General features: G+C 59.1%; 13 protein-coding genes. 8 read left to right on the forward strand and 5 right to left on the reverse strand.

Annotated features, from left to right (window positions below; translation table 11 throughout):
• Nucleotides 1–53 precede the first annotated feature (53 nt).
• From DT594_RS09575 to DT594_RS09595, 5 genes are all read left to right on the forward strand, one after another.
• Complete coding sequence (locus tag DT594_RS09575; protein ID WP_096347139.1) at nt 54–1,637, forward strand: peptide chain release factor 3; 1,584 nt, start codon at nt 54–56, stop codon at nt 1,635–1,637.
• Between the two features lie 128 nt (nt 1,638–1,765).
• Nucleotides 1,766–5,659 carry a DUF1631 family protein gene (locus DT594_RS09580; protein WP_178091492.1) on the forward strand — a complete coding sequence of 1,298 codons (3,894 nt, stop codon included), beginning with the start codon at nt 1,766–1,768 and terminating at the stop codon, nt 5,657–5,659.
• 3 nt (nt 5,660–5,662) lie between these two features.
• Nucleotides 5,663–6,457, forward strand: a complete 795-nt coding sequence (locus DT594_RS09585) for a TatD family hydrolase (RefSeq protein WP_149332463.1) — start codon at nt 5,663–5,665, stop codon at nt 6,455–6,457.
• Between the two features lie 61 nt (nt 6,458–6,518).
• Nucleotides 6,519–6,983, forward strand: a complete 465-nt coding sequence (locus DT594_RS09590) for a hypothetical protein (protein ID WP_149332464.1) — start codon at nt 6,519–6,521, stop codon at nt 6,981–6,983.
• Between the two features lie 49 nt (nt 6,984–7,032).
• Nucleotides 7,033–7,857 (forward strand): SDR family oxidoreductase, encoded by an 825-nt coding sequence (locus DT594_RS09595; protein ID WP_149332465.1) that lies wholly within the window; start codon nt 7,033–7,035, stop codon nt 7,855–7,857.
• A 32-nt stretch (nt 7,858–7,889) separates the two neighbouring features.
• On the opposite strand, the gene DT594_RS09600 is transcribed toward DT594_RS09595, so the two are convergent.
• The 3 genes from DT594_RS09600 to DT594_RS09610 all read right to left on the reverse strand — a co-directional run bounded on the left by DT594_RS09600 (nt 7,890) and on the right by DT594_RS09610 (nt 10,824).
• Entirely contained in the window at nt 7,890–8,912 is a 1,023-nt protein-coding gene (locus DT594_RS09600; RefSeq protein WP_149332466.1) for a Leu/Phe/Val dehydrogenase, read from the reverse strand.
• 90 nt (nt 8,913–9,002) lie between these two features.
• A complete protein-coding gene (locus DT594_RS09605; protein ID WP_149332467.1) occupies nt 9,003–9,557 on the reverse strand; it encodes a response regulator transcription factor in 555 nt (184 codons plus the stop codon).
• Nucleotides 9,550–10,824 carry an ATP-binding protein gene (locus DT594_RS09610; protein ID WP_246164602.1) on the reverse strand — a complete coding sequence of 425 codons (1,275 nt, stop codon included), beginning with the start codon at nt 10,822–10,824 and terminating at the stop codon, nt 9,550–9,552. The genes DT594_RS09605 and DT594_RS09610 overlap by 8 nt, the downstream gene beginning before the upstream one ends.
• Before the next feature lie 219 nt (nt 10,825–11,043).
• On the opposite strand from DT594_RS09610, the gene DT594_RS09615 reads away from it, so the two are divergent.
• On the forward strand, nt 11,044–11,748 hold the full coding sequence (locus DT594_RS09615; protein ID WP_149332468.1) for an SIMPL domain-containing protein: 705 nt from the start codon (nt 11,044–11,046) through the stop codon (nt 11,746–11,748).
• A gap of 15 nt (nt 11,749–11,763) precedes the next feature.
• Here DT594_RS09615 and DT594_RS09620 read toward each other — a convergent pair whose 3' ends face one another.
• Together DT594_RS09620 and DT594_RS09625 are read right to left on the reverse strand one after the other, a co-directional pair.
• On the reverse strand, nt 11,764–11,979 hold the full coding sequence (locus DT594_RS09620) for a hypothetical protein (protein WP_149332469.1): 216 nt from the start codon (nt 11,977–11,979) through the stop codon (nt 11,764–11,766).
• A gap of 64 nt (nt 11,980–12,043) precedes the next feature.
• Nucleotides 12,044–12,730 carry an energy-coupling factor ABC transporter permease gene (locus DT594_RS09625; RefSeq protein WP_149332470.1) on the reverse strand — a complete coding sequence of 229 codons (687 nt, stop codon included), beginning with the start codon at nt 12,728–12,730 and terminating at the stop codon, nt 12,044–12,046.
• Nucleotides 12,731–12,957: 227 nt separating this feature from the next.
• Between DT594_RS09625 and DT594_RS09630 the strand changes: the two genes are divergently transcribed.
• Both DT594_RS09630 and DT594_RS09635 read left to right on the forward strand, forming a co-directional pair.
• Nucleotides 12,958–13,134, forward strand: a complete 177-nt coding sequence (locus DT594_RS09630; protein WP_149332471.1) for a DUF3094 family protein — start codon at nt 12,958–12,960, stop codon at nt 13,132–13,134.
• A gap of 72 nt (nt 13,135–13,206) precedes the next feature.
• Nucleotides 13,207–14,592, forward strand: a complete 1,386-nt coding sequence (locus DT594_RS09635) for an NAD(P)/FAD-dependent oxidoreductase (RefSeq protein WP_149332472.1) — start codon at nt 13,207–13,209, stop codon at nt 14,590–14,592.
• Nucleotides 14,593–14,597 lie beyond the last annotated feature (5 nt).

The raw sequence follows: 14,597 nt of genomic DNA on the forward strand, positions 1-14,597 counted from the left end.
GGGTTATAATCGCCGGTCGAATCCCACCCGTTATTCCATCCGCAAGGTTTTCAATGAGCAACAACGCTGCTGAAGTCGCCAAACGTCGTACCTTCGCCATCATCTCTCACCCGGATGCGGGCAAGACCACCATCACCGAACGCCTGCTGTTGATGGGTCAGGCGATCAACGTGGCGGGTACGGTTAAGGCGCGCAAGTCCGACCGGCATGCCACTTCCGACTTCATGGCCATGGAAAAGCAGCGTGGGATTTCGGTCAGCACCTCGGTCATGCAGTTTCCCTACCGGGATTGCATGATCAACCTGCTCGACACCCCCGGTCACGAAGACTTCTCAGAAGATACTTACCGGACACTGACCGCGGTGGATTCGGCGCTGATGGTATTGGACGGCGGTAAGGGCGTAGAACCGCGGACCATCGCGCTGATGGATGTCTGCCGTCTGCGCGACACGCCGATTGTCAGCTTCGTGAACAAGCTCGACCGCGACATCCGCGACCCGATCGAACTGCTGGATGAGATCGAGGCCGTGCTGAATATCAAGGCCGCACCGATCACCTGGCCCATCGGCTGCTATCGCGATTTCAAAGGCGTGTATCACCTGGAACAGGACCTGATCATCGTCTATGCCACCGGTCATGGCCATGAACGCACCGAAAGCAGAATCATCCGCCACCTGGATTCGGATGAGGCGCGAGCACACCTGGACGATCTCTATGATGATTTCGTTGAACAGCTGGAACTGGTACAAGGCGCCTGTCACGAATTTGACCGCGAGGCATTCCTGCGCGGCGAGATGACCCCGGTCTTTTTCGGTACCGCACTGGGCAACTTCGGCGTCGATCAGGTATTGGACGCGATAGTCGACTGGGCGCCCGCGCCTCTGCCGCGTCCGGCCAATGAACGCACTGTGGAACCCACCGAAGAGCCCTTTACCGGTTTCGTGTTCAAGATCCAAGCAAACATGGATCCCAAACACCGCGACCGCATCGCCTTCATGCGTATCTGTTCAGGCCAGTATGAGCGGGGCATGAAACTGCACCACGTGCGCACCGGCAAGGAACTGCGCATTCCTGAAGCCCTGACCTTCTTCGCCGCCGAACGCGAACACCTGGAAGAGGCCTGGGCCGGCGACATCATTGGCTTGCACAATCACGGCACGATTCAGATTGGCGACACCTTCACCCAGGGCGAGAGCATCGGGTTCACCGGCATTCCGCACTTTGCGCCAGAGCTGTTTCGCCGCGTGCGGCTGAAAGATCCGCTGAAGTCCAAACAACTTCGTCAGGGTCTGCAGGAGCTGGCGGAGGAAGGTGCCACGCAGGTGTTCTTCCCCGAGCGCAGCAATGAAATCATTCTCGGCGCGGTGGGTGTGCTGCAGTTCGACGTGGTCGCCAGCCGCCTGAAGGAAGAATATAAAGTCGAATGCCTGTACGAGCCGGTCAATGTCTGGTCGGCGCGCTGGGTCGATTCCAGCAACAAGAAAAAGCTCGAGGAATTTACCCACAAGGCGATGGAGAACCTCGCGATAGACGGCGGCGGCCATCTGACTTATCTGGCCCCGACCCGGGTCAATCTGAGCCTGACCGAAGAGCGCTGGCCAGACATCCGGTTCCTGGCTACCAGGGAGCACCACTGAGTTCCCGAGGATCGCGCTGTACTCCCTTAGTTTTGTCAGGTTTGGACGCGAATTGACTGTTTTTTCCACCCAATGCGTCTAAACTCCTGAAATGAAGTTTTCACGGCAGTTTGCCAAGGTGTCGAGCTGTGGATAAGCGACAATTCGCCCGTCAGAGCGTCTCTATTGATGCCGAGTGTCATTTCGGCTCAGGAAATGACCGCAGCTGCCGTATACGCGATTTCAGCCAGGGCGGCATGCTTATCACCCTCGACCTGCCCCCTCAGGCCGACCCCCTGCTGTCTTTGCCACGGCGCAAGGGCGCCCCTGCCACTGTCAGTTTTCGCCTGCACAATCGCCGCGTCAGCATCAATGTTCTGGTCGCTCATGTGTCCGAGCACGGCATCGGCCTGCGCATGCGTGAACATCGCCCCGCCGATCTGGCGATGTTGCAGCAGGCCGCTCAACAAGCAAGCGAACATCAGTCGAAGCTTTCCTGGCATCCTGCGGCAGGCCAAACACTGCTTGAACCCGCGCAAAAAATCACGCTGATCAAGTCAGCCAACAGTATTATCAGCCGCTTTCTCGATACTCAGTTCGAAGGCTTTTTCAGCCAACTTGAACTCACTTTGTTACAGGAAGCGGATTACAAGAAAACCCACGCTGGGCAGCAGGCCTTTCTCGATGCGATGACGCTGATTCGGGCGCAAAAGGCCAAACTGAGTCGGCACTGCATTGCCGGCATCACCGCCAATGCAGACGCGGTAGCCAAGGGCCTGGGTCCCGAGCCGCAAATGGACGCCCAGGGCGATCTAGCCGACACCGCGTCCGCCAGTGCCCTTTCCCTGGTGGCGAAAGACGAGTTTGAGGACTGGCTCGTGGTGCGTGTGGCGATCTCGAAGGCAGAAGTCCAACTGCGCGAACTGCTGTTGGAACTGCAGTTGCGACTCGACGCCGCCCTGCTCACCTCTGGCGCCGCGGCGGTCTATAACCCCTATTCCCCCGCAGCTCTGGCGATGGGCTGGGCGGCGACGCTGCGCCCATTGCAGCTGAGCAACGACCTGCTACGGGTCGTGTTTGGTCTGTTTTACGATAACGTGCTGGCGCAACTGGACAGTGCTTATGTGTCACTGAACAAGCTGTTTATCGAGACCGGCATTCTTCCTGACATTGATGTCACCCGCTACCTGGCTCAGCAAAAACTCAAGCGCGACAAGGCCGCCACTGAAACTCATCAGCAGCACTTTGAGGTCAAGGAGAGCAGTCCCGAGTCACACTCGGCGGCACCCGATACCAGCCAGACGAGCCGCGACGACGGTAATAGCAGCGAAACCTCCGGCAATCGCGTCGGCAAGGGGATCAAGGCGGCGTTTAATACCGTCTCACGTTTGTGGAGCATGCAGCGCCAGCTGCATAGCGAGCATCCGGAAGAGCTGCGGCAGTCAGCTCAGATCCTGCCACCACAGATTACCGCCCGCGACACTCAGGATGCGCTGCGACAACTGCAAAAGCAGCTGCTCGACGGCAACGCCCAGTTGGGTAGCCCGGGCGCACTCAAACAGTATTTGATGCAGGCCGGCCATGCTGCCGGTGGCATCAGCGAGTACGAGCAGGACTCAGCCGATATGGTCGAGAGCCTGTTTGACAACATCGTGTACAACGAGCGGGTGCTGGACGATCTGCGCGCCGAGCTGCGCAAGCTCGAGGTACCGATACTCAAGGTCATGCTGCGCGACCCGGAGCTGTTTTCCGCCGAATACCATCCGGCCCGCCAGGCCGTGAATTACCTGGCGCTGTTGTCCGATCGGCGCAGCATCAATATTGTCGACAACCGCCCGGTCATTATCGACGCCATCAGCACCATCCTGAAAAACGAGGGTGAAGAAGATGAAGGCTTCAAACAGGTACTCGGGGATCTGGACGAACTGGTAGGCCGGGAAAAACATTATTTCGAACGCAACCTTACCCGGGTAACCGAGGCTTGCGAAGGCCAGCAACGCATTACCCAAGCCAATCTGTTGATCGAATGGGAGCTGGACCGGCTGCTGGCACCGCAACCGGTAGGTAAACCGATACTGGATCTGGTCAACCAGGGCTGGAAGGAACTGATGCGCCTGAGCTACTTCCGCGAGGGCACCTCCAGCCTGGCCTGGGAGATGACCCTGGTGGTGCTTGATCAACTGATCGTGCGCACCGTACCCGGCGCCTGGGACGAGTCGCGCTTGCGCTTCAGCAGTCACAAGTTGCTGACGCTGATTCGCAAGGGCCTGTCGAAAATCCCCGACTCCAATGCCAGCCATAAAACCGTGGTGCAGAATCTAGAGAAGTTGCTGGACTACCCGCACAGCACGGATTTTGCCACGGTTCAGTATGTCAGCCCGCTGCATAGCAACAACTCGATCGCCGGGCAATCAGCAGAGGTCCCACCGGATAAAACCCTGCAACGCTGGATCAAGCGCGCCAAGGCGCTCCAGGTCGGCCAGTGGTTGCAGCGTCACGTTCTCGGTAGTGAGTCCCAGCTGTACTATCTGACCTGGGTGGCCGATGAATTCAGCCGCTACGTGTTCAGCAATCACCGCGGGATGAAGGCCGAGGAGATGTCTCTGGATCAGGTCGCGCATCTGCTGCGTGACGGCAACCTGACAGTCCTCAATGACGCCGGTGCTCCCGCTCTGGAGCAGGGCCTGGATGCCCTGGTGCAGAAAGTCTATGACAAGCTGGCGCTGGACGCCGCGCAGGATCAACTAACCGGTCTGAAGGCACGGCGTGAATTTCTCCGCTGGCTGACTCAGAGTGTGACCCGCGCGCGGGACAGCAGTGATCGCTTTAGCCTGATCTTTATCGACATTCTGCAATTCAAACTGATCAACAACACTTGCGGTTATGAGGTCGGCGATACCTTTCTGCGCAATATTGCCGAACAGATTCTCAGCCGGCTCGACAAGAACGCCATTGCCGGACGCGTTGGTGTCGACCAGTTTGCCGTACTGCTGCCATCACTCACCTACAACGACGGTTTTATGCTGGCAATGCAGCTCAAGGCGACGCTGGAAGAACAGCGCTTCGAGAGTGGCCAGCACAGCTTTATCATCTCCTCGGCGGTAGCCTTGATCAATGTTGACGACAAGAGCCCCGAACCGATGGAGCTGTTGCGCATGGTCGAGTCCGCCGCCGACATGTGTAAAAAATCCGGGCATAAAGATATTCAGGTGATCAAACCCGGCGATACACGCTTTCGCGAACGCGATGACATGATTTCCTGGGTCACGCGCATCAACCGCGCGCTGGATGAAAATCGGCTGAAATTGCGCTGCCAGAAAATCCAGCCGATCGGCGATACTGATCCGGTGCATACGCATTATGAAATTCTGCTCACCGTGATTGATGATAACGGCGAACACCTGGCGCCTTCCGACTTCATCAAGGCGGCAGAAGAATACAACCGCATGGGTGCGGTGGATCGTTGGGTTATCGGCACCGTGCTGCAATGGATGGTGGCCAATCCGCAGAAGCTGGCCCGTTTCGGCGGTTTCTCAATCAACCTGTCTGGCTGCTCGCTGAATGACGAATCCTTCCTCGACTATGTGTTCGAGATGCTGGTGCGCTACGACGTGCCGAGAGAAAAGCTGATTTTCGAAATCACCGAAACCGCGGCGATTGACAACCTGGCCGACGCTGCCGATTTCATTAACGAAATGAAGGAAATCGGTTGTCGCTTCTCGCTGGATGACTTTGGTGCCGGCCAGTCATCCTATGCCTACCTCAAGCAGCTGCCGGTGGACTTTATCAAGATTGACGGCGCCTTTATTCGGCAGATTACCGAGGATGACTTCGACTATGCGCTGGTGCGCTCGATCACCGAGATGGGCCACTTTCTCGACAAGTCCATCGTCGCCGAATATGTATCCAGCGAAGCCATCCTCGATCTGGTCACCGAGATTGGGGTGGATTACGCCCAGGGCTTTCACCTCGGCAAACCCATTCTGCTAGAACAACTGCTGGCGACCACCGAGATCCCCCCGGCCAGCCGCAATCCCGCCTGATTTATGCGCTATATCGATACCCATACGCACCTGGATTTTCCCGACTTCGATGCCGACCGCCAGCAGGTATTGCAACGCAGCGAACAGGCGGGCGTCGATCGGCTGATCATCCTCGGTGTCTACCAGAAGAACTGGGACAGGCTCTGGCAGTTGGTTGAAGCGGATAGTCGCCTGTTCGGCGCCTTTGGCCTGCACCCGGTGTACTTGGAGCAACACCAGCCGAGCCATCTGGACGATCTCGCCCAGCGCCTGGAGCGCCTGGCAGCGCATCCGCAATGCTGCGCCGTGGGTGAAATCGGCCTGGATTACTTTCTGCCTGAGCTGGATCGCCAGCGCCAACAGACGCTCCTCGACGCCCAGCTAAGCCTTGCCGCCAGCGCCAATCTGCCGGTGCTGCTCCATGTGCGCCGCGCGCACGCCGACACCATCGCCATGCTGAAACGTCACCGCCTGCCGCGCGCCGGCATAGTGCATGCCTTTGCTGGCAGCCTGGAAGAGGCAAAGGAATATATCCGCCTGGGCTTCAAGCTCGGACTGGGCGGCGCGGCTACCTGGCCGCAGGCGACGAAGCTGCGACGTACCTTGGCCGCGCTACCGATCGACAGCCTGGTGCTGGAAACCGACGCGCCGGATATGACACCACACTTTCGCGCCCACCAGCGAAACAGCCCGGAATATCTGCCGCAAATCTGCCGTGAACTGGCGGCTCTGCGAGGCGAGCCGGTTGAAATTTTTGCCCAGGCTTGCCTGCATAACAGTTGTGAATTATTCGGCTGGCCCACCGCTGCGGTGATCTGAGCCCACGGGTCTGGTAGAGTCAGTGCCTATGCCTGCATCGAGTTGCAAACAGGAGATTCGCGTGGCCTTAGGCATTGCACTGTTTCTGATCTGGGTAGTTCTGCTGCTGCGTTTTCCTAGGATCATGCTGCCGATCAGCGGCGCAGTCGCGGCATTAGCGTTGCTGGTGGCAGCAGCGCTGGGATTGCGTCACTGGTACACCGGCAATCTGGTTGATCACCTGCATACCAGCGTCGCCTTCCAACCCGATGACTGTGCGTTCGGCAAACCGCTGCGCGTGTTGATCGAAAATCGCAGTGATCGTACTGCCACTCTAATTCGCTGGCAGTTGACCGCGACCCAGCCAGACTACAATACCAACCTGGTGGATATCGGCATCACCGACGCTACCTACCAGACCGAGCAGGCGCTGCCTCCCGGCCAGCAATGGCAAGGTTGCTATAGAGTACCGCCTCTGCGTAGCGGCGCTCACGCGGCCGACCTGGATTACCGGCTGGACCGGCTGAATGCGGATTTTCAGGATTAATGCCACGGCGGCACGCCAAAAACCCTGTCATAAAATAAGGTAGAACAACATGACTCAACCTGTTGCATTGATTACCGGCTGCTCCAGCGGCATCGGCCAGGCGCTGGCCTTTGCCTGCCTTGAACAGGGCTATCAGGTCTGGGCCACCGCCCGTAATCCCGAGAGCCTCGCGCCGCTGCTTGCCAAGGGCGCCATAGCCGTTACGCTGGACGTCAACAATGCACAGCAGATTGCTGCCTGTGCCGAGCGCTTGCGTCAGGAAGCGGGGCGTCTGGATCTGCTGGTCAACAATGCCGGGTACGGCGCTATGGGTCCGATGCTGGATGCCGATCACGCCACCCTGCTCAAGCAGTTCGATACCAACGTATTTGCACCGGTGCAGATGGTCCGTGCCACTGTGGATCTGTTGCGCGACAGCAAGGGCCTGATCGTCAATATCGGCAGTGTATCGGGCGTCACCACCACGCCATTTTCCGGCGTATATTGTGCGTCCAAGGCCGCCCTGCATGCCATTTCGGATGCATTGCGGCTGGAGCTGACGCCCTTCTCCATTGGCGTGCTGACGGTCATGCCGGGCGCTATCGCTTCGGATTTCGGCAACAATGCCAGCGCGGCTATCACCATGGCCGCTGACTCCTGGTACAAGCCTTGGGAAAAAGCGGTGCAGGCGCGCGCTCAGGCTTCGCAGAAAGCCAGCTCAACCAGCGCGACGGACTTTGCCAAGGAGTTAATGGGCTACGTCAACAGTCCGCTGCGTCCCGAAATCGTGTTGATCGGCGCCAACAGCAGAAACATGGTGCGGCTAAAGCGCTGGTTGCCGACCTCGATACTCGACGCCCGGCTGCTCAAGCGCTTTGGCCTGAGCAAGTCCTGAAGACCTATACCTGAAGGCTGACCAACGGCCGCTCAATCACCGTAAAGGATGGCTTCGGCCTGATGGTCGGCGATCTCCGCGGGCGAGCGTCCCTCGGCGATGCTCTGGGCAAAAATACTGTCCAGGCGCGCCCCGATCAGCTTGACCCGCTGGGCAATGTCGCCAGCTGCGACGCCCCGGTGGGTCAACGCCACGTAGAGGAGCCCGCCCGCGTTGATCACATAATCCGGCGCATAAAGGATGCCTCGCGCATCCAGCAGATCCGCCGCGTCCCGATCCACCAGTTGGTTGTTGGCCGCACCGGCCACCGCAGCGCAACGCAGCCGGTTGATGGTATGCGAATCCAGCACGCCGCCCAGGCCGCAGGGCACGAAGATGTCACAGGGCGATTCGTAGACCGCGTCGGCCGCAACCGGCTTGACGCCCAGCTCGTCCACCGCCAGCCGGACCTTGCCAGCATCCAGATCAGACACCAGCAGGTCCGCACCCTCGGCTACCAGCAGCTCGGCCAATGCATAACCGACGTTACCCAGACCCTGCAGCATGATCCGCACTCCGCTGAGATCATCCCGGCCCAGCTTGGCCCGCGCGACGCTGCGAATGCCCATCAGTACGCCCAACGCGGTATGCGGGGACGGATCGCCGGCCTGGGTGGTGCTGGTCACATGCCCGGTCTGCTGGGCAATGCAATCCATGTCTTCGGGGCTGGTGCCGCTGTCCACGGCGGTGATGTAGCCGCCGCGCAGCGACTCGATACAACGCCCGAACGCCTCGAATAACGCGGCGCGGTTGGGCACATGCGCTGGGCGGAGGATCACTGCTTTACCGCCACCCTGTTCCAGCCCGGCGAGCGCAGCCTTGTAACTCATGCCCCGGGCCAGCCGAATCGCATCGGCGACAGCTTGTTCGGTAGTGGCGTAAGGCATATAGCGACAGCCGCCCAGGGCGGGGCCCAGACGCGTATTGTGAATGGCAATAATGGCTTCGAGACCTGTCTGCTCATCGGCAAACAAATGTACCGCCTGCATCCTGTCGGAACGCATCGCTGCAAACATGATGACACCGCCCTGCTCAGAGAACCTGTGTATCACCCTAGCTGCTTTAACGCCAAACCCCAAGCTATAGTCAGTATTCGCCGAGTCCCTTCAGCGTCTTACCGGGCGCTTCTGTAGTTTGCGCTGCAGGGTGCGCCGGTGCATACCCAGCGCCCGCGCGGTTGCAGAGATATTGCCCTCATGCTCGGCCAATACGCGCTGAATATGTTCCCACTGCAACCGGTCGACCGACATCGGATGTTCCGGCACCAGGGTGTCCGGGTCGGCCTGCTCAGACAGCAGGGCGGTGAGCACATCATCCGCATCGGCAGGTTTGCACAGGTAGTTGCAGGCGCCACGCTTGATCGCCTCGACCGCGGTGGTGATGCTGGAATAGCCGGTCAGAATCACTACTCGCAACTCCGGATACAGCTCCAACAGCTGCGGCAACAGCACCAGCCCTGAATCCCCTTCCATCTTCAGATCCAGCACGGCGTAATCCGGCTGCTCCGCGCGCGCCAGCTGCATGGCTTCCTCGGCACCGCCGGCCGTATTCACCCGCAGCCCGCGCCGCGACAAGGCCCGGGCCATTACGCGGGTAAAGGTGGGGTCATCGTCAACGAGCAACAGCAACGGCTGCTCTTCCTGCTCTGGTACTTCACTCATTCTCTGTCTCCCATGCGATCGGCAAGATCACTTCGGCCAGCGTGCCGCCGCCATCCTGGTTGAAAAGTTTTACGCTGCCGCCCAGACGTTGAACCGCAGCATGACTGAGGAACAGGCCTAGACCGAAGCCCTTCTTGCCTTTGGTGGTCACAAAGGCAGTGCCGATATGCTCGGCGATATGCAATGGCACGCCGGGGCCGAAATCCCGCACCGACAGACGCAGGCGGCGCTGATCCCACTCCAGCGCTATCTGAATGCCTTCAGGACAAGCGTCCGCGGCGTTGTTCAGCAGGTTGAGCACCGCCTGGCCCAGCTCCGGGCTGGCCTTGATCAGCGGCGCAGCCTTCTCCGGCAGCGGCAGCAGTTGCCAGGACACCTCAGGCCGCATCAGCTGCCAGCGCGCCAACAGGCTTTTCAGCCACAGACCGACCGGCTCATCATGATGCGGTTGCTGACGGCTGTGCTCGGCGCGGCGGACCATATGCTGCAGGCTGTCCTTGCACATCTTCACCTGCTCCTGCAGCAGGGCCAGGTCTTCCTGCAACTGAGGATCGGGATAGTCGGTACGCAGATCCTTGAGCAGCACGCTCATGGTCGATAGCGGTGTGGACAGCTCATGCGCCGCGCCGGCGGCAACGCTGGCGATGCCCAACAACTGATTATCGCGAATACTCTGCTCGCGCCGCTCGGCCAGATGTTCCGCATGCCGCCGCAGCGCAGCCGCCATGCGCACCACAAACAAGCTTATCAGGCCGGCACTCATCGCCAGGTTCAGCCACATGCCGATCATGTACAGATTGATCAAGCCGGTAGAGAGCTTGAACTCGAAAGCCGCCAGCGGCTCGTACCAGATCAGCAGCACGCTGTAGGCCGATACTGCCAACCCCGCCAATACCGCAGTGTAGAACCAGGGCAAGGTCGCCGCAGCAATGGTCAGAGGCACCAGATAATAGGAAACAAAGGGGTTGGTCGGCCCGCCCGAGTAGTACAGCAGAACACTGTGCACCAGCATATCGAAGGATAGTTGTACCCCGTATTCGAAATCCGTCACCGGCCAGCGCCGCGACAGTCTCAACAACGTGAGTATGCTGACCATCGCCGAGATCCCAAGGATCAATAGCAAAGGCGTCCACGGCAGCTCGAACCAACCGCTGACGTAGGCTCCCATCACCGACAGACTTTGCACCAGCAGCACCAGCAAGCGAATCAATATCAATCGCCACAGATTCTGCCGGGTGGGTGACAGCGCCAGTGTGTTGGGGCTCATGAACATCCGTTGGGGCACGTAGCAAACTCCTGAAATGAATGGCGTACGATACCAGAGCATGAGCTTAACAGCGTCGCACAAAAAACCTTGGCGGGGTACGCTTGAGCTGTTACCAGATGCGCGGAATTATCAGGCCTGGTGCCGGTCTTACATTCGACTGCATTACGGGCCACTACGCCACATCAGAAGCCCGATTTCACCTCAGAAGGAACTTACTCTATGCGCTTAGCAACAATTGCACCGATTTGTCTTGGCCTGGGGCTGGCGCTCAGCGCCCAGGGTCTGCTGGCAGAAGAAGTTCGTTACAACCAGGTATCCCTGCGCGCCGAAGTGCAGCAGGCGGTCAGCCACGACACCCTCCAGGTCCGCCTGTATGCCGAAGAACAAGCCAAGGATGCTGGCAAACTCGCTACCAGCATCACCGAACGCCTGAACAAAGCGCTGGATATTGCCCGCCAGACTGAAGGCGTTAGCGTCTCCAGCGGCAATCGCAGTAGCCGACCGGTTTATGACGAAAAAGGGGAGAAAATCATTGCCTGGCGTGAGCGTGGCGACATTCTGCTCGAAAGCACCGATTTCGCCAGCCTGTCTACGCTCACGGGCAAACTGATGGATGAGCTGAACCTGGACGACATGCAATTCAGTCTGTCCCCCGAGAGCCGTCGCAGCACCGAAGACGAGTTGATTCGCGAAGCCATAGAAGCCTTCAAGGCCCGTGCCGATATAGCCACCCGCAGCCTGGGCGGGACCGACTACAAGATCGTCAATCTGAACCTGAACAGTCAGTTCATGCAGCCGCCGATGTATCGCGGCGCGAAAATGGCCATGATGGCCGACGCCGAGTCAGCCAGCCCTTCGGTTGAAGGTGGGCAGGCCGATGTCACCGTCAGTGCCGACGGCATCATCGAAGTCGATCTGCCCTGAACCTTTCGCCCTGTCTTATGGCCGCATAAAAGCGTAATCCGCATCCTCGTCGAGGTTCTCGGCGAGGAAGTGCAGCTCATGCGCAATATCGCTGATGCTGCGCTCACGGCGATATACCGCGATCACCTCGTTCATCAACGCCTTGGCCAGTTCCTGCTCGTTGAAGCCCTGCGCCTGCGCCGTTGCCAGATTGTCCTGCATCAACTGCGCCGCCAACTTATATACCGACATGATCAGCCCTCCTGTTGAAAAGCCTATTTCAGCACACTATTGAGCCCGAGGATGTTGATCTGGCTCAGCTTTTATCATTCGGATCGAAGGGTTCCTGCAGGTAGCGGTCGCTATCGAAAGTATCGACCCAGTCCGGGTAGAAGACCACCAGGCCCGCCACTACGGTGCCATTGATAAAGGCTTCGGGGAACGCCACCAGCAGCAGATAACCAAACACCTCCAGCAATGGCGCCGGCATGACCAACTCGCCGGACCAGGTCAGCATTCCCATACCCGCGAGAATAGTCACCACGGCGCTGACACCGGCGGCAAAAAAGCCACTGATAAAAATGTACATGAACAGATTGCTGGGCTTGAAGCGTTCCAGCCCCTGACTGATCAGCAGGGTAACCGCTACCGGCAGCAACACACGCAGAATGCCGTTGGCACCCAGGGCCGCAGGGTCGTCCCAGCCAATCACCACCATGCCAAGCTGCGCCAGCGTTCCGGCAATGATCGCAAGCTGCCAGTTCAGCAGCAGCGTGACCGCAGTCAAACCGATAAAATGAAAGGTCAGGCCATTGTCGAAGTCGCGCCGGACCAGCCACAACACTGCTAGCAGAAACATGCTGCCGAACAGCAAATGCTGACGGCGATTATCCGCCAGCAGCTCTATCCACGACACCCTGAACAACGCCCAGAGCACCGCGCCGCCATACAGCAGCATGGCCAAAACGCACTGGGTGGTGGTCAACAAACTGGCTGCCAACATACTTTGCTCTCTGCGCTGACTAATCCAAGGATGATAGCAGCACCGCCAGCGCATCTCACTGACAGGTTGTCGCAGGGGCCAGCCTGGGTTTGCGCGCCATCCGCGCGCTGCTGCGACGGCGAGCAAAGCAACGGATGCATTCCACGCGGCCAGAGACTAGAATGAGCCCATAGTCAGTCAAGCCTGAACGCAGCAACGTACTGCACCCTGATAAAAAAGGTCACAACATGCCCAGCCGCCTGTATCCCGAAGACCAGAAAAAGGTAGATGAGTATCTCAATCTGCCAGCCCAGAAAGTTGAGCGCAAACCCTTCAAGGTCTGGCTGCTGCTGCTGGTGATTCTTGGCACGGTTATCGGTATGGGCCTGCTCTCGCGCCTGCTCGGCAACCTGGTACTGAGCTAAGCCCGCCGGCCGAGCATCTGTGCTCCCCGCGCTTGTACTGACGCCCGGTTTATTTCTTACTGAGTCACGTCCATGTCGCACGCAGAATCGTCGTACGCTGAATCGCAGGTTGCATTACCCCGCATACTGATTGTAGGTGGTGGCGCCGGAGGTCTGGAGCTGGCAACCCGCCTGGGTCGCCGTTTAGGCAAAAAGAAACGCGCCCGCATCACCTTGGTCGATGCCAACATGACGCATATCTGGAAGCCACTATTGCATGAGGTGGCCGCCGGCTCGCTGAACTCCACGGACGATGAGCTCAACTATGTCGCCCAGGCCAAATGGAATCATTTCCACTTTCAGCTCGGCGCCATGACCCACCTTGATCGCGAGCGACGCATCATACGTCTGCACGCGATAGCCGATGAAAAGGGCCAGGAACTGATCCCCGAGCGGGAAATAGGTTACGACTATCTGGTGCTGGCAGTCGGCAGCACGACCAACGATTTCAATACCCCGGGCGCAGCGGAACACTGCCTGTTCCTTGACACCCGCGCTCAGGCCGAACGCTTTCACCGGCTGCTGCTCAACCAATACATGAAAGCCCAGGCCAGTGGCGAGCAAGACAGCGCTCAGCCGCTCAGCACTCAACTGACTGGCGCGCAAGGAGTGTCTGGCAGCGAGAAGATCAACGTTGCCATTATCGGTGCCGGCGCGACCGGCGTAGAGCTGGCAGCGGAACTGCATCATGCCGCCCGTTTATTGCAGGCCTACGGCCTGGACCGCATTCGCCCTGAAGATTTGAACATCAACCTGATCGAAGCCAGCGGCCGCGTCTTGCCCGCCCTGCCCGAACGCATCAGCGATCCAGTCACCGCCACACTGGAAAGGCTCGGGGTGAAGCTGCATACCGGCTCACCGGTCAAAGAAGTCACTGCCGACAGCCTGCTGCTGGACAATGGCGAGCGCATCCCCGCTTCTCTCAAGGTCTGGGCCGCAGGCATCCGGGCCCCGCGTTTTCTTACCGAGCTGGGCCTGGAGACCAATCGCATCAATCAACTGGCGGTGTACAACACCCTGCAAACGACCCTCGACACTCGTATTTTCGCCTTCGGTGACTGCGCCGCCTGCCCCTCCGGTGAAGAAGGCAAATTTGTACCGCCGCGTGCCCAGGCCGCTCATCAGCAAGCGACCTTGCTGGCCAAGAACCTGACCCGGTTGATCGAAGGCGATGACCTGCTCACCTACAAGTACCGCGACTACGGCTCGCTGATCTCGCTGGCCAGCTTCAGCGCCGTCGGCAACTTGATGGGCAACCTGACCGGCAGCGTCATGCTCGAGGGTAAATTGGCGCGGCTGTTCTATATCTCCCTGTACCGCATGCATCAGATGGCGCTGTACGGCGTGCCACGCACTCTGTTGCTGATGCTCAGCGATCGCATAGGCCGTAGTACCGAACCGCGTTTGAAGCTGCACTGAGGGCC

Source organism: Halopseudomonas laoshanensis (genome assembly GCF_008365385.1).
Lineage (GTDB): Bacteria > Pseudomonadota > Gammaproteobacteria > Pseudomonadales > Pseudomonadaceae > Halopseudomonas > Halopseudomonas laoshanensis.